General features: G+C 61.3%; 15 protein-coding genes. 12 read left to right on the plus strand and 3 right to left on the minus strand.

What is annotated here, in order from left to right:
* Positions 1 to 80 precede the first annotated feature (80 nt).
* A complete protein-coding gene (locus MLD24_RS19560; RefSeq protein WP_248168738.1) occupies positions 81 to 992 on the minus strand; it encodes a LysR family transcriptional regulator in 912 nt (303 codons plus the stop codon).
* Between the two features lie 132 nt (positions 993 to 1,124).
* Between MLD24_RS19560 and MLD24_RS19565 the strand changes: the two genes are divergently transcribed.
* Positions 1,125 to 2,129, plus strand: a complete 1,005-nt coding sequence (locus tag MLD24_RS19565; protein WP_248168739.1) for a glutathione S-transferase family protein — start codon at positions 1,125 to 1,127, stop codon at positions 2,127 to 2,129.
* 43 nt (positions 2,130 to 2,172) lie between these two features.
* Here MLD24_RS19565 and ispB read toward each other — a convergent pair whose 3' ends face one another.
* Positions 2,173 to 3,141: an octaprenyl diphosphate synthase gene (gene ispB, locus MLD24_RS19570; RefSeq protein WP_248168740.1), complete on the minus strand. Its 969-nt coding sequence runs from the start codon at positions 3,139 to 3,141 to the stop codon at positions 2,173 to 2,175.
* 348 nt (positions 3,142 to 3,489) lie between these two features.
* On the opposite strand from ispB, the gene rplU reads away from it, so the two are divergent.
* From rplU to proB, 4 genes are all read left to right on the plus strand, one after another.
* Positions 3,490 to 3,801, plus strand: coding sequence for a 50S ribosomal protein L21 (gene rplU, locus MLD24_RS19575; protein ID WP_227172296.1), 312 nt, complete (start codon positions 3,490 to 3,492; stop codon positions 3,799 to 3,801).
* A gap of 48 nt (positions 3,802 to 3,849) precedes the next feature.
* On the plus strand, positions 3,850 to 4,110 hold the full coding sequence (gene rpmA, locus MLD24_RS19580; RefSeq protein ID WP_227172295.1) for a 50S ribosomal protein L27: 261 nt from the start codon (positions 3,850 to 3,852) through the stop codon (positions 4,108 to 4,110).
* Between the two features lie 138 nt (positions 4,111 to 4,248).
* Positions 4,249 to 5,448: an Obg family GTPase CgtA gene (gene cgtA, locus MLD24_RS19585; protein ID WP_248168741.1), complete on the plus strand. Its 1,200-nt coding sequence runs from the start codon at positions 4,249 to 4,251 to the stop codon at positions 5,446 to 5,448.
* Between the two features lie 11 nt (positions 5,449 to 5,459).
* Positions 5,460 to 6,584 (plus strand): glutamate 5-kinase, encoded by a 1,125-nt coding sequence (proB, locus tag MLD24_RS19590; protein ID WP_248168742.1) that lies wholly within the window; start codon positions 5,460 to 5,462, stop codon positions 6,582 to 6,584.
* A gap of 101 nt (positions 6,585 to 6,685) precedes the next feature.
* On the opposite strand, the gene rpsT is transcribed toward proB, so the two are convergent.
* Positions 6,686 to 6,952 carry a 30S ribosomal protein S20 gene (gene rpsT, locus MLD24_RS19595; protein WP_248168743.1) on the minus strand — a complete coding sequence of 89 codons (267 nt, stop codon included), beginning with the start codon at positions 6,950 to 6,952 and terminating at the stop codon, positions 6,686 to 6,688.
* 259 nt (positions 6,953 to 7,211) lie between these two features.
* On the opposite strand from rpsT, the gene murJ reads away from it, so the two are divergent.
* From murJ to MLD24_RS19630, 7 genes are all read left to right on the plus strand, one after another.
* The gene (murJ, locus tag MLD24_RS19600) at positions 7,212 to 8,792 is read left to right on the plus strand and encodes a murein biosynthesis integral membrane protein MurJ (protein WP_248168744.1); all 1,581 of its coding nucleotides are present in this window, start codon (positions 7,212 to 7,214) and stop codon (positions 8,790 to 8,792) included.
* A gap of 124 nt (positions 8,793 to 8,916) precedes the next feature.
* Positions 8,917 to 9,882 carry a bifunctional riboflavin kinase/FAD synthetase gene (ribF, locus tag MLD24_RS19605; RefSeq protein ID WP_248168767.1) on the plus strand — a complete coding sequence of 322 codons (966 nt, stop codon included), beginning with the start codon at positions 8,917 to 8,919 and terminating at the stop codon, positions 9,880 to 9,882.
* Between the two features lie 29 nt (positions 9,883 to 9,911).
* The gene (gene ileS, locus MLD24_RS19610; protein ID WP_248168745.1) at positions 9,912 to 12,731 is read left to right on the plus strand and encodes an isoleucine--tRNA ligase; all 2,820 of its coding nucleotides are present in this window, start codon (positions 9,912 to 9,914) and stop codon (positions 12,729 to 12,731) included.
* An 11-nt stretch (positions 12,732 to 12,742) separates the two neighbouring features.
* Positions 12,743 to 13,276: a signal peptidase II gene (gene lspA, locus MLD24_RS19615; protein WP_248168746.1), complete on the plus strand. Its 534-nt coding sequence runs from the start codon at positions 12,743 to 12,745 to the stop codon at positions 13,274 to 13,276.
* 2 nt (positions 13,277 to 13,278) lie between these two features.
* On the plus strand, positions 13,279 to 13,731 hold the full coding sequence (gene fkpB, locus MLD24_RS19620) for an FKBP-type peptidyl-prolyl cis-trans isomerase (RefSeq protein WP_227172287.1): 453 nt from the start codon (positions 13,279 to 13,281) through the stop codon (positions 13,729 to 13,731).
* Positions 13,732 to 13,768: 37 nt separating this feature from the next.
* A complete protein-coding gene (gene ispH / locus MLD24_RS19625; RefSeq protein WP_248168747.1) occupies positions 13,769 to 14,722 on the plus strand; it encodes a 4-hydroxy-3-methylbut-2-enyl diphosphate reductase in 954 nt (317 codons plus the stop codon).
* A 199-nt stretch (positions 14,723 to 14,921) separates the two neighbouring features.
* On the plus strand, positions 14,922 to 15,527 hold the full coding sequence (locus MLD24_RS19630) for a GspH/FimT family pseudopilin (RefSeq protein WP_248168748.1): 606 nt from the start codon (positions 14,922 to 14,924) through the stop codon (positions 15,525 to 15,527).
* The last annotated feature ends 41 nt before the right edge of the window (positions 15,528 to 15,568 follow it).

Consider the following 15,568-nt stretch of genomic DNA (forward strand, 5'->3'; position numbering starts at 1 on the left):
GCGGCATTATAAACCGCGCACAGTCCGGGGAGCTTGGCTTCAGTGCCGTGCTCCCTCCGTTGGTGCAGACATCTTAATAGCTAACCCGTAACCCAGGCTAAGAGGGTTTCGTCGTTGGCCAGGCGCTCCCAGAACCAGGTCAGGGCCTTACCTTTGTCGTCGCTGTGGCGGGCCAGGAAAAGTTCGACATCCTGGCGGGTGTCTTCAACCTCCAGTGCCACCAGGCGGCCTTCCTGGAGCTGTGACTGTATCCGTGGCAGTGGCAGCCAGCCAACCGCCAGTCCAGCCTCCTGGATAGCGATTTTCTGATCCAGATTGGACACCGTCAGTGAGCGCTGACGGCGGAAAATGCCGGCGCTGCCAGCGGGCAATTGCCGGGTGGAATCGGCGGCCACGGCGGCGTGGAACTGTTCGATATCGGCTTCCCGCAATGGTTGCCTGGCTTGAATCAGCGGGTGGTTGGGCGCCACTGCGTAGACGAAGGGCATTCGCCCCAGCCGGTGGGTTGTGAACTGCCCGGCCGGTTTGCTGAAGTTGTCGGCGCCAACCACCAGATCCGCGCGCCGGCTTTGCAGGGCATCCCAGGTACCCGCAAACACCTCTTCCAGAACCTGGATCTCCACTGGAACGCCCAGGGCATGGAATTCGCGAATGGCGCCAAACAGGGCTTCCAGTGGAAGCAGACAGTTGAATGCAATCTTGAGTCGGGTTTCCCAGCCCTGAGCCACCTGGCGGGTGGTGTGCGCCAGCGCCTCAGCGGCTTCCAGCAGGCTTCGGCCTTCCTCCAGCAGGTAACGGCCCGCGGATGTTAAGGCTGCACGGTGACCGCTGCGGTCGAAGATCGCTACCCCCAGATCCTCCTCCAGCTTCTGCACGGTATAGCTGATGGCAGAGGGGACCCGATAGAGCTCATTGGCGGCGCCGGCGAAGCTGCCCTTGCGGTCGATGGCGTCAAGCACCTTGAGGGCGTCGATGGTGATGTTGGTATGCATGTTCAGTTTTTCTGATGAAGTTGGCCAGAACTGCTTGTTTGAGAGCCTAGCAGCTCCCTCGTTATGCTGTCTTCATCATACTTCACGAATTCAGAATAACTGCACACCGTGCTCGGAACAGGAGGAAATGTTATGGGGCTGCTGGTCGATGGACAATGGCAGGATCGCTGGTACGACACCGAAAAAACCGGCGGCCGCTTCGAGCGTGAGCAGGCCCGTTTCCGTCATTGGGTAACCGCGGACGGTCACGCCGGGCCGGCGGGGGACGCCGGCTTCAAGGCTGAGTCCGGGCGTTACCATCTCTATGTGTCGATGGCGTGTCCGTGGGCCCATCGTACCCTGATCTTCCGCCAGCTCAAGGGACTGGCGCCCCACATCTCGGTATCGGTGGTGCACCCGGACATGCTGGAAAACGGCTGGCAGTTCCAGCCGCGTGACCCGTCTCATCAGGATCATCTCTATGGTGCCCGCTACATGCACCAGATCTACACCCGGGCCGCCTCGGACTACACCGGCAGAGTGACGGTGCCGGTGCTTTGGGATCGTCAGCAAGAGACCATCGTCAGCAATGAATCGGCGGAGATTATCCGCATGCTGAACAGCGCCTTCGATGGTCTTGAGGGTGTGCGTGAGGACCTGGATTTCTACCCAGAGTCATTGCGGGCGGAAATCGATGCGGTAAATGAGCAGGTCTATCACGCGGTGAATAATGGCGTATACAGGGCTGGCTTTGCCACCACCCAGGCGGCCTACGAACAGGCGTTCAGTGCCCTGTTCGAGACCCTGGATAAGCTGGACCGGAGGCTATCAGCCCAGCGTTATCTGGTGGGAAACCGGCTCACCGAGGCGGACTGGCGACTGTTTACTACGTTGGTGCGGTTTGACCCGGTATATGTCGGCCACTTCAAATGCAACCGTCAGCGAATTGCCGACTATCCCCAGTTGTCAGGCTATCTGCGGGACCTGTACCAAGTGCCGGGTGTGGCGGAGACGGTGGACCTGGCGCAGATCAAGCGACACTACTATGTCAGTCAGCGCACCATCAATCCGACCCAGGTGGTGCCGCTTGGACCGGCGGTCGACTTGCGCACCCTGCACGGTCGGCGAGCCCTGGGCCCGGATTTCCCGGCACGCTGAGCGGACCGACCGCGGATGGTGCTGGCGAGAAAAGTGCCCGCGATCAGCTGACCCGGGCGACGGCGATGTCGGTCAGCAGCAGCAGCGCTTCGCGATGGGGGGTGTCCGGCAGCTGGGCCAGGCAGGCACGGGCGCTGTCAGCCTCCTGGCGGGCCCTGTCCATGGTGTACTCCAGCGCTCCGGAGTCGTTCACCAGACCGAGGATCGTGGGCAGATCGTCGAGACCGCCCTTGCGGATTGCCTGGCGAATCAACTGCCGGCCCTCATCGCTGGTATTGGCCATGGCGTGAATCAGTGGCAGCGTTGGTTTTCCCTCGGCCAGGTCATCGCCGACGTTCTTGCCCATGGCTTCGGCGTCACCGCGGTAGTCCAGCACATCATCCACCAGCTGGAATGCCAGCCCCAGATGCTTGCCGTAGTCACGCAGCGCAGTCTCCTGTTCGGTGGCGGCTCCGGCCAGCAGAGCGCCGCTGTGGGAGGCGGCTTCAAACAGCATGGCGGTCTTATTATGGATTACCTCCATGTACTGCGCCTCACTGACATCCGGGTTCTTGACGTTCATCAGCTGCAGAACCTCGCCTTCGGCGATCACGGCCGTGGCGTGGGACAGTACGTCCATGATCGGCAGGCTCTTGAGTTCCACCATCATCTCGAAGGCACGGGCATAGAGGAAATCCCCTACCAGGACGCTGGGGGCGTTACCCCATTTGGCGTTGGCGGTGGAGCGGCCGCGACGAAGGTCGGAGGTGTCCACCACATCGTCATGGAGCAGGGTGGCGGTGTGGAGAAACTCGATCACCGCCGCCAGCTTGAGGTGATCCTGCCGGTCGTAACCCAGCGCCCGGGACGACAGCAGCACCAGCAGTGGCCGCAGCCGTTTGCCGCCGCTCTCGATGATGTACTGGGCGATCTTCTCCACCAGCGGTACGTCCGACGACAGCCGGCGGAGAATGAGATCATTGACGTCACTGAAGTCGTCGGCGACGGTGTCGTAAATTCTCTGGGCTGTCATGGGACTGGTTTCCATCTGATTGGTGAGCTACATGCCCGGTGAACATGGTTGGCAAGAAAGCGGGCAGGACGCCGCAATGCTAGGTATTGGCGGGGTGGGTGTCAACTTGGGCCGAGGCCGGCCATTGCGCCGCTGGCGGCGGTTCGGCCCGGCCGGCTGGAGACCCTGGCCGGGGGATGACAGTCACGGCGTTTAACGGCCAAATATGCTTGTATTGTGCGGTGGCTTTTCGTACAATCTCGCGCCCCAACTCATCCCAACCTGCGCTCCCTGCTATAGGGTTGCCAAAGCGCTTCCCTTAGAACCAGGTGGATAAGAGCAGGGATGGGTATACAGCGGAGATCATCCATGTACGCAGTAATTGTTAGCGGTGGCAAGCAGCACCGTGTGAAAGAAGGCGAAACCCTGAAGCTGGAAAAGCTGGAAGTTGAAACCGGCGGTACGGTCGAGTTTGATCGTGTTCTGCTGGTTGCCGACGGCGACAATGTTCAGGTGGGTGCGCCGGTGGTTGATGGCGCCAAGGTGACTGCCGAGGTTGTCAGTCACGGTCGCCACGACAAGGTTCAGATCATCAAGTTCCGTCGTCGTAAGCACCACATGAAGCGTCAGGGCCACCGTCAGTGGTTTACTGAAGTCAAGATCACAGGCATCAAAGGTTAATCGTTAAGGCCTACGGCTCTTAACTGACCTGGACACAGGAGGCTTACAATGGCTCACAAGAAGGCAGCAGGTAGTACCCGTAACGGTCGCGATTCCGAGTCGAAACGACTTGGTGTCAAGCGCTTTGGTGGTGAAGCTGTTTCTGCAGGCAGCATCATCGTTCGTCAGCGTGGCACCCGTTTCCACGCCGGCAGCAACGTTGGCCTGGGCAAAGACCACACCCTGTTCGCGAAAGCGGACGGTCAGGTCAAGTTCGAAACCAAGGGTCCGCAGAACCGCAAGTTCGTGAGCATCGTTCCGGCTGCGTAAGCAGCGGCGATCTCAGGTTCTGTCGAACCGTGAGTCGCTTTGGTAGCATGGCTATCAGAGTGATTCGGAGCCCCGCATTGCTTCTTTGAGGCTGCGGGGCTTTTTAGTTTGTGCGCCACTGGCGCCGAGGGTTAGGTCATGAAGTTTGTAGATGAAGCCACCATCATCGTGGAGGCTGGCAAGGGCGGTCACGGCTGTCTCAGTTTCCGGCGGGAAAAGTACGTCCCCAAGGGTGGTCCCGATGGTGGCGACGGCGGCGATGGTGGTTCGGTGTATCTGGAGGCTGATGACGCCCTCAATACCCTGATCGACTACCGTTTCCAGCGTAAATACAAGGCCCAGAACGGTGAGCCCGGTGCTGGCCGTAACTGCTCCGGCAGCAAGGGCGAGGACATGGTGTTGCCGGTGCCGGTGGGGACCACGGTGGTGGATATGGATACCCATGAGGTGCTGGGTGATCTGACCCGGGCCGGTGAGCGTCTGAAGGTGGCTCAGGGTGGTTTTCACGGATTGGGCAACACCCGCTTCAAGTCCTCGGTGAACCGGGCGCCCCGGCAAACCACGCCGGGCAGTGAGGGCGAGGCCCGTAACCTGCGCCTGGAGTTGAAAGTGCTGGCGGATGTAGGGTTGCTGGGTATGCCCAATGCCGGCAAATCCACGTTCATCCGCTCGGTGTCTGCGGCGCGTCCGAAAGTGGCCAACTACCCATTCACGACCCTGGTGCCGAATCTCGGTGTGGTCAGCGTTCAGGCGCATCAGAGTTTTGTGATTGCCGATATCCCCGGTTTGATCGAGGGCGCGGCCGAGGGCGCGGGTCTGGGTATTCGTTTCCTGAAGCATCTGGTGCGGACGAGACTGCTGCTGCATCTGGTGGATGTGGCGCCTTACGATGGCTCATCTCCGGCAGAGAGTGTTCAGGCGATTGCCGCAGAGCTGGAAAAATTCAGCGAAACCCTGTCGAACCGTGAGCGCTGGCTGGTGCTCAACAAGGTCGACATGGTGGCTGAGGAGGATCGCGAGGCCCACTGTCAGGCAATCATTGACGAGCTGGGCTGGCAGGGACCGGTGTTCCGGATCTCGGCGTTGAGCGGCGAGGGCACCAAGCCGCTGACTCAGGCGGTGATGCGCTGGATCGAGGCACGGGCGGAAGAGGAGTCCCAGAATCCGGAGGTTGCGGAGCAGGAGCGTCAGCGCCGGGCGCAGATGGATGAAGAGGCTCGCGCCAGGATAGAAGCCGAGCGGGCAGCCCGCCGGGCGGCCAGAAAGAACGATGACGATGATGACGACGACTTTGACGACGACGATTACGACGTTGAAGTGGTGTATGCGCCGGAGTAAACCGTTTCACCATGACTGAGCGTTCACAGATGTCCCGGGCCCGTCGCCTGGTGATCAAGATTGGGAGTGCCCTGCTGACCAACGACGGTAAAGGGCTGGATGTTGAGGCCCTTGCGCGCTGGGTGGACCAGGTGGCCGAGCTGATCGCTGCGGGCGTGGAGGTGGTGGTGGTGTCTTCCGGCTCGGTAGCCGAGGGCATGAGCCGGCTGGGTTGGAGTGCCCGTCCGCAGCAGCTGCACGAGTTGCAGGCCGCGGCGGCGGTTGGTCAGATGGGGCTGGTGCAGACCTGGGAGGCGCAGTTCCGTCGCCATGGTCGTCACGCCGCCCAGGTTCTGCTGACCCATGACGACCTGTCGGATCGCAAGCGGTACCTGAACGCGCGCAGCACGCTGCGGGCGTTGCTGGATTTTGGTGTAGTGCCAATCGTCAACGAGAACGATACCGTGGTGACCGATGAGATCCGTTTCGGCGACAACGACACCTTGGGTGCGTTGGTGGCGAACCTGGTGGAGGCGGATGGGCTGATCATCCTCACTGATCAGCAGGGTCTGTTTGATCGCGATCCCCGCAAGCATGCCGATGCCCGGCTGGTGTCCGAGCGACGCGCGGATGACCCGGAGCTGGACGCGATGGCGGCTGGCGGCGCGGGCGTGCTTGGTCGGGGCGGTATGCAGACCAAGGTGCGGGCGGCGCGGCTGGCGGCGCGTTCCGGGGCGTTTACGGTGATCGTCGGTGGTCGCATTGACGGTGTGGTGTCGCGACTGGCGGCGGGCGAGTCGCTGGGCACGTTGTTGTTGCCGGAGCAGGGGCGGTTGGCGGCCAGAAAGCAGTGGTTGGCCAGCCATCTCAAGACTCGCGGGCAGCTGATTCTGGATGATGGCGCGGTGCAGGTCTTGTGCCGCGGCGGGCGCAGTCTGTTGCCGGTTGGTGTGCGAGGCGTGTCAGGGCGTTTTCGTCGTGGTGAGATGGTGTCCTGCGTCAGTGAGAGTGGGCAGGAAGTGGCGCGCGGACTGATCAACTACGATGCTGATGAGGCTCGGGCCATTGCTGGTCGCTCCAGCGACCGGATTGCTGATGTGCTGGGCTACATCTCTGACGAGGAGATGATTCATCGGGACAATATGGTGATCGTGTAGCGCTGGTGACCGTTGCGAGTGTGGTGTCGACCCGTCGTAGCGGTCTGGCGCCCACAAAAAAACCGGCAGATGCCGGTTTTTTTGTGGGTGCTGAACGCGAATCAGGCTTTCAGAGCCTTGACCTTGGCGTTCAGTCGAGCCTTGCTGCGGGCTACCTTGTTCTTGGCGAAGATGCCCTTGTTGACCATGCTGTCGATGACCGGCTGGGCTTCCTTCAGGGCCGCCTGGGCGCCTTCGTAGCTGCCAGCTTCGATCTGGGCGTTTACTTTCTTGAGGTAGGTGCGCGCCATGGAACGCAGGCTGGCGTTGTGCTTGCGGTTCTTCTCGTTCTGACGAGCGCGCTTCTTGGCTTGTGGGGTATTTGCCACCGTGAAACTCCTGAAAATCGGTTGTTCGTTGCTGAAAACGATCGTGAATAGTGCGTGCGCGCCAAACCAACAGCGCGTCAAAATAAATGACGCGGAACTATGCCGCCAACGCCCCCAAAAGTCAAGGCTGACGCCCGATTCACCGTGCGCCCGGGCGGTGCTGTGATAAACTCGCCGGCCACTGTGAACATGGGGTGCCAACAGCGATCCCGGAAGGAGGGCTGGTGAGCGGACCGGCGATGGCAAGAGAGGGCAGGCGATGAGCGCCGATCAGGAGCATTCCAGTCAGGACAGGCAGCGCGCAGCGGCGCCGGGGTTGCTGCGATCCTCCGGCCTGGTCGGTATGATGACCATGCTGTCGCGGGTGTTGGGGCTGGTGCGGGACATGGTCATTGCCCGCTATTTTGGTGCCGGTACCGGGGCCGACGCTTTCTTTGTAGCGTTCAAGATTCCCAATTTCCTGCGCCGTCTGTTCGCCGAAGGCGCGTTTTCCCAGGCCTTCGTGCCGGTCCTGTCGTCCTATCGGGAAACCCAGGACATCACCGAAGTTCGCCGCCTGGTCAATGCGGTGTCCGGTACCCTGGGACTGGTGCTGCTGGGCGTCACGCTGGTGGCGGTCATCGGCGCGCCTGCGCTGACGGCGGTGTTTGCGCCGGGGTTTCTGGACGAGCCGGTGAAGTTCAGCCTGGCCAGCGATATGCTGCGGATCACCTTTCCCTACCTGCTGCTGATCTCGCTCACCGCCTTTGCCGGCGCCATCCTCAACAGCTACGACCGTTTTGCGATCCCTGCCTTCACCCCGGTACTGCTGAACCTGGCGATGATCTGCGCGGCGGTGTTTCTCTCGCCGGTGATGGAGACGCCCGTCCTGGCCCTGGCGTGGGGGGTGTTCATTGCCGGCGCCCTGCAGCTGTTCTTCCAGTTGCCGTTCCTGATGCGGTTGGGGTTGTTGCCACGACCGCGGGTCGACTACCGCCACGAAGGCGTGCGCCGGGTTCTGAAATTGATGGCGCCGGCCCTGTTTGGGGTATCGGTCAGCCAGATCAATCTATTGCTGGATACGGTGCTGGCGTCATTGCTGCAGACCGGTTCGGTGTCCTGGCTGTACTACTCCGACCGGCTGTCGGAGCTGCCCTTGGGGGTGTTCGGCATTGCTATCGCGACGGTGATTCTGCCGAGCCTGTCCCGCAAGCATGCCGCGGCATCGGCGGACCAGTTTGCGGCCACGCTCGACTGGGCCGTGCGCGCGGTGTTGCTGATCGGGGCGCCTGCAGCTTTGGCGCTGGCGCTGTTGGCCGAGCCGCTGATCGCAACCCTGTTCCACTACGGTGAGGTGACCGACCGGGACGTGATGATGGCGGGGGCGAGTCTGCGCGCCTATGCCGCCGGGCTGCTGGCGTTCATGCTGATCAAGGTTCTGGCGCCCGGCTTTTTTGCCCGCCAGGATACCCGCACGCCGGTCAGGATCGGGGTGATTGCCATGGTGGCTAACATGGTGTTCAACCTGGCGCTGATTATGCCTATGGCTCACGTCGGTCTGGCCCTGGCAACCTCCCTCTCAGCCTGGCTCAATGCCGGTCTGTTGTGGCGTGGCTTGAAACGGGAAGGGGGCTGGGTGAGCCAGCCAGGCTGGTGGCGCTTCGGTGCCCAGTTGCTGGTGGCCAATGGCGCGCTGGCGGTGCTGGTTCTTTACCTCAATCCATCGGTTTCGGAGTGGTTGGCGATGCCGGGACTGGCCCGTGCCGGTCAGATGGCGGTGCTGGTTGGGGCCGGGGTGGCAGTGTATTTTATTGCCCTCGCTCTGGCCGGGGTGCGGGTAAGGCATTTCCGCCACAGGTAAGGTATAATCGCTCGTTTTATCGCCAGACAACTGGCCGGCTCCGAACCACTTTTTCCTGGGTGAGCGAGCACCGGCCGTCTGGCGGCGTTGAACACACCAAAACGTAGATGGGAGTAGGCATTTGATGCAGCTGATTCGGGGATTGGCCAACCTGCACAGGCTGTCGCAGCAGGCGTCGTCACCCCTGGCGAGCGGCTGTGTTGCCACCATCGGCAACTTCGACGGTGTTCACCTGGGGCATCAGGCCATTATCGATCAGGTGCGCGAGCAGGCCCGCCAGCTCAATGTGCCGGGCGTGGCCATGGTGTTTGAACCCCAGCCGCGGGAGTTTTTCCAGGCGGGCGACGCGCCACCCCGACTGACCGAGTTCCGCAACAAGGTTGAAGCCCTGCTGGCAGCCGGCATAGACATTGTGCTTTGTCTGGGGTTCGATGAGCAGTTCCGCAGCTATTCCGCCATGGGCTTCATCGAAGACGTGTTGATCCAGGGTCTGGGTGTACGGCATCTGGTGGTCGGGGACGATTTCCGTTTTGGCTGTGACCGTGCCGGCGATTTTGCGTTGCTGAATCGGGTGGGGCAGACACAGGGGTTTGGTGTCGAGCATACCCGGACCGTCACCGTCGATGGTGAACGGGTCAGCAGCACCGCGGTGCGGGCGGCGCTTGCCAATAACAATCTGGCGCTGGCGGAACAGCTGCTGGGACGAGGCTACCGCATTGCCGGCAAGGTGGTGTATGGCCGTCAACTGGGGCGTCAGATCAATGCCCCCACCGCCAATATCCGGCTCCGGCGGCAGCCGCCGTTACGGGGCGTCTACGTTGTCGAAGCCTGTATTGCTGACGGTGAATGTTTCGACGGCGTCGCCAATATTGGCCTCAGGCCCACCGTGGACGGCCGTCAGCCGTCGCTGGAAGTGCACCTCTTTGACTTTGCTGGCACACTGTATGGCCAGCGCCTGGATGTCCGTTTCCGCCACCCGCTCCGGGATGAGGTCAAGTTTGACTCGGTGGACGATCTCAAGACCCAGATTAGCCGGGATTTCCTGGATGCCCGCCACTGGCTGGAACAGCAGGCGAACCCCGAAAGGTAACTTTTACCGGTAACAAGCCACAGGTAACCATGAGCGACTACAAGCATACCCTGAATCTGCCTGAAACCGCGTTTCCCATGCGCGGTAACCTGGCCAAGCGCGAGCCGGAGATGCTCAAGCGCTGGCAGGACCTGGATGTTTACGGCACCCTCCGCGAGCAACGTGCCGGGCGTGACAAGTTCATCCTTCACGATGGCCCTCCCTACGCCAATGGCAGCATTCACATTGGGCATGCGCTCAACAAGATTCTCAAGGACATGATCATCAAGTCCCGCAGCTTCATGGGCTTCGATGCGCCCTACGTGCCGGGCTGGGACTGTCATGGTCTGCCGATTGAGCACAAGGTGGAGCAGGACATTGGCAAGGCGGGTGTCAAGGTGGACTACGCCACGTTCCGCCAGGCCTGCCGTGATTACGCCGCCAAACAGATCGAGATCCAGAAGACCGATTTCATTCGTCTGGGGGTGATGGGACAGTGGGACAAGCCCTACCTGACCATGGACCCGAAGGTGGAAGCCGGCATTATCCGGGCGCTTGGCAAGATCGTTTCCAAGGGGCATTTGGTCCGTGGCTTCAAACCAGTTTACTGGAGTGTTGTGGGACAGTCGGCACTGGCGGAAGCCGAAGTGGAATACCAGGACAAGACCTCGACCCAGATCGACGTCCGCTTCACCGCGGTGGATCGGGCCAGCGCCCTGAAGGTATTTGGAACGGATCGTGGCGACGGCGATGTGTCGGTGGTGATCTGGACCACGACCCCCTGGACCATCCCCGCGAACCAGGCGGTGGCGCTCAACGCCGACCTCGACTACGCCCTGGTGCAGGTGGACACGGGCGCCGGTCCGGAACTGCTGATCCTGGCTGCCAGCATGGTCGAAGGCATCATGGCCCGCTGGTCGCTGGAAGAGTACGAGATCCTGGCTACGTGCACCGGCTCGGAGCTGGAAAACCTGCCACTCAAGCATCCGGTCTATGACAAGCAGGTACCGGTGGTGATGGGGGATCACGTCTCCACTGACGCCGGTACCGGCGCAGTGCACACCGCTCCGGACCACGGTATGGAGGATTTCGTGGTCGGCCAGCAGTATGGCCTCGACACCCTCAACCTGGTTCAGGCGGATGGCACCTACACCAATGCCGCCGGCGAATTTGCCGGTATTCACGTCTATAAGGCCGATGGCCCGGTAAAAGCGGCCATCGAGCGTGAAGGCAAGCTGGTATTCACTGAAAAGTTCAACCACAGCTATCCCCATTGCTGGCGGACCAAGACGCCGCTGATCTACCGTGCCACGCCCCAGTGGTTCATCAGCATGGACAAGGAAAACCTGCGGGCCGATGCGCTGGAAGCCATCAAGGGTGTGCGCTGGGTTCCGGCCTGGGGGCAGAGCCGGATTGAGGCCATGTTCGAGCAGTCGCCGGACTGGTGTATCTCCCGTCAGCGTACCTGGGGGGTGCCGATCACCCTGTTTATCCACAAGCAGACCCAGGAACTGCATCCGGACACCGCCAACCTGATCGAGGCGGTGGCGAAGGAGGTCGAGACCGGTGGTATCGATGCCTGGTACGAGCTGGATGCCGGCAAGCTGCTGGGTGCCGACGCCGACCAGTACGAGAAAGTGACCGACACGCTGGATGTCTGGTTCGACTCCGGTGTGACCCACGAATCGGTGCTGCGCCAGCGGGAAGAGCTTGGCAAGTTCCCGGCGGACCTGTACCTCGAAGGTTCCGACCAGCATCGGGGCTGGTTCCAGTCGTCTCTCAAGACGTCCATCGCGATGAACGGCGTGGCGCCCTATCGTCAGGTACTGACTCACGGCTTCACCGTGGACGGTGATGGCCGCAAGATGTCGAAATCACTGGGTAACGTCATCTCACCCCAGGACGTGATGAACGAACTGGGTGCCGATATCCTGCGCCTGTGGGTGGCCTCCACCGATTACAGCGGTGAGATGACCGTCACCAAGGGCGTGCTGCGCCAGACCGCCGACGGCTATCGTCGCATCCGTAACACCGCCCGGTTCCTGCTCAGTAACCTCACCGGTTTTGAGCCCGCCCGGCATGCCGTGGCGCCGGAGGATATGATCGCCCTCGACCGCTGGATGGTCGACCGCGCCCTGCAGCTGCAACAGGAACTGCACGAGGACTACGAGAACTACGCCTTCCTGCGGGTGTTCCAGAAGGTCTATAACTTCTGTGAAGCAACCCTGGGTGGCTTCTATCTGGACATCATCAAGGATCGCCAGTACACCACCCAGGCGGACAGCCTTGCCCGTCGTTCCTGTCAGACTGCGCTGTATCACGTTGCGGAAGCGCTGGTGCGGTGGATTGCGCCGATCCTCAGCTTCACTGCCGACGAGATCTGGCAGCACCTGCCGGGTGAGCGCGGCGACAGCGTGTTCTATGAAACCTGGTACCAGGGTCTGGTGGCGCTGCCGGAAGACGCTGAACTGGGGCGCGATTACTGGCGCGAGATCTACAGCGTCAAGGAAGCGGTCAACAAGTGCCTGGAAGAGGCTCGCGGCCGTGGTGAAATCAAGGGCTCTCTGAGTGCTGAGGTCACGCTGTTCTGTGACGGCCAGTTGGCTGAGGACCTGGGGCGCCTGGGTGAGGAGCTGCGTTTCGTGCTGATTACCTCGGAAGCCGGCATCCGTCCTGTCTCGGACGCCGCTGGCGCGGAGCAGACCAGTCATGAAGGCCTGCTGGTCAAGGTTACACCGGCCGGGCACAGCAAGTGTGAGCGCTGCTGGCACCATCGTGAGGATGTGGGTCAGGATGACCGTTACAGTGACCTGTGCGGTCGTTGTGTCACTAACGTGGAAGGGCAGGGTGAAGCCCGCTCCTTTGCCTGATGGACCAGCTCATGACCGAGCGTAGCAAGACCCAACCGGCCCCGTCTGAGGATGTGGGCATTCAGCTCCACTGGCTTTGGCTGGCGGTGCTGGTCATCGCGCTGGACCTGGGCACCAAGGCCCTGGCCAGCTCGCTGCTGACTTATGCGGACCCGGTGCCGGTGTTTCCTCTGTTCAACCTGACCTTGCTGCACAATACCGGTGCGGCCTTCAGCTTTCTGGCTGATGCTGCGGGCTGGCAGCGCTGGTTCTTTGTGATACTGGCTCTGGGGGTCAGCGTTGGCCTGGTGTTGTGGCTGAAATCCCTCAAGCGTGATGAGACCTGGATTGCGGTGGCCATTGCGCTGATCCTTGGGGGCGCCCTGGGGAACGTCTATGACCGGGTGGTCCACGGCTATGTCGTCGACTTCCTGCATTTTTACTGGCAGGACTATCACTTCCCCGCGTTCAATCTGGCGGACACCGCCATCACCATTGGCGCGGCAATGATGATCCTGGATATGTTTCGCAAGCCGGCGGACGACGCCGGAGCGAGTGGAGACTGATCATGAAAGGCCTTGCCGTTGACAAGGGGACCCGGGTCACCCTGAATTTCGCCCTGAAGTTCACCGATGGACAGGTGATCGATACCACCTTCGACAAGGAGCCTGCCAGTCTGGAGATTGGCGATGACAATCTGCCGGAGAACTTCGAGGCCTACCTGATGGGGATGAGCGCCGGCGAGCGCGGTGACTTCGAGGTACCGCCTGAAAAGGGTTTCGGACAGCATAACCCCAGTAACGTGCAGATGTTCCAGCGCTCGGATTTCAGCGCTGACATGGTGCTCGAGCCCGGTGTCATGATCTCCTTTGCCGATGCCCGCCAGTCCGAGCTACCGGGCGTGGTCAGCAAGGTGGAAGGCGACCAGGTCACGGTGGACTTCAACCACCCCCTGGCAGGGCGTACACTGATCTTCGAGGTGGAAATCCTCGATGTGGAACCGGCCCAGCCGACCCACTGAGCCGCCAACCTGACCCCAGCCGTTGCAGGAACCCAGCATGCAGATCCGACTCGCCAACCCCCGTGGCTTTTGCGCCGGCGTTGATCGCGCCATCGAGATCGTCAACCGCGCGTTGGACGTGTTTGGCGCCCCGATCTATGTTCGCCATGAGGTGGTGCATAACCGCTTTGTGGTGGAAAACCTTCGCAATCGCGGTGCGATCTTCGTCGACGAACTGGACGAAGTGCCCGATGATCATCTCGTCATCTTCAGTGCCCATGGCGTCTCCCAGGCCGTGCAGCGGGAAGCGGAGCAGCGTGGCCTGAAAGTCTTCGACGCCACCTGCCCACTGGTCACCAAGGTCCACATGGAAGTGATGCGCTACAGTCGCGATGGACGCGAGTGTGTGCTGATCGGCCACCACGGCCACCCCGAAGTGGAGGGCACCATGGGCCAGTACGACGACAGCAACGGTGGCGCCATCTACCTGGTCGAGAACGACGCCGACGTGGCGCAGTTGCAGGTGCAGGACCCGTCCCGGTTGGCCTACGTCACCCAGACCACCCTGTCGATGGACGATACCGCCCGGGTCATCGATGCCCTGCGGGCCCGTTTCCCTGATATTGAAGGGCCTCGCAAGGACGACATCTGCTACGCCACCCAGAACCGCCAGGATGCGGTCAAACAGCTGGCGGGCGATTGCGACCTGATGCTGGTGGTGGGCTCTCCCAACTCCTCCAACTCCAACCGCCTGCGGGAACTGGCCGAACGCATGGGCACGCCGGCCTACCTGCTGGACGAAGCCGGCCAGATCGACCCGGCGTGGCTGCAGGGCAAGCAGTCCATCGGCGTCACCGCTGGCGCCTCGGCTCCGGAAGTGTTGGTCAAGGATGTGGTCAAGCGCCTGCAGGATCTGGGCGGAGAGCTGCCCGAAGAGGTGGCCGGGCGGGAGGAAAACATTGTGTTCTCCATGCCCAAAGAGTTGCGGATTGATGCGGTGGAGGTGCCCTGATCGCCTCAGGCCGCTAGCGGCAGAGCCTGGCGGCGATCCCCGCTGCCAGCACCCGTTCCACTCCCGCTGTGACGTTCGTCACGCTTCTGTTTCTGTCTTTCCGTTCATCCCCCGGCTTTGTCCGTTCGTCGCCCACCAGTGGTCGACAACCGTTACGACTCGTTAAGCTTTCCCTGAGATTCTCGGAGGTACCTCTTTTATGCGTGGCAATAGGATGCGTGGTTTTACGCTGGTTGAGTTGGTGGTGACTGTGGCGATCGTTGCCATTGCCGCAACCCTGGCGGTCCCGGCGATGAGTAACATGATTCTGGTGAACACAACTAACTCAAGATTCAACGAGCTTCAGGGCATGATCGCGCTGGCGCGAAGCGAAGCGGTAAAAACACCCACTGCTCCTATATTACTCTGCCCCACAACCGATCAGTCCAGCTGCTCTGGCGCCAGGACCTGGGAGCAGGGATGGCTGGTGGCGAGAGATACCAATGCCAATGGTGCAGTGGATGCTGGTGAAAATGTCCTGAAGCTATCGGAAGCGCTTCCAGGCGGGCGAACACTTCGGGTCAGGGTTGGTCAGAATGCGAACTATGATGCCACTGCACTTACCTTTGGTGGAGGAGGTGCCGTTGTTACTCCTGCAGGCAGTACACCAGTCACTTTTCGGTTGTGCGATTCGCGGGGATATAGCGAAGCATTGGGTGTTGTGGTAGCTGTTTCCGGCCAGATTCGTGCGGCGGTGGACTCCAATTCCAATGGTCGCCGGGAAGATCATACGGGTACAGGCGGAGGAGAGTTTTCATGTCCCTGAGTAGTTATAAGCCAAGGTCAGTGAGACAGAATTGGCAGCGA

The sequence above is a fragment of the Marinobacter xestospongiae genome (genome assembly GCF_023156385.1).
Lineage (GTDB): Bacteria > Pseudomonadota > Gammaproteobacteria > Pseudomonadales > Oleiphilaceae > Marinobacter > Marinobacter xestospongiae.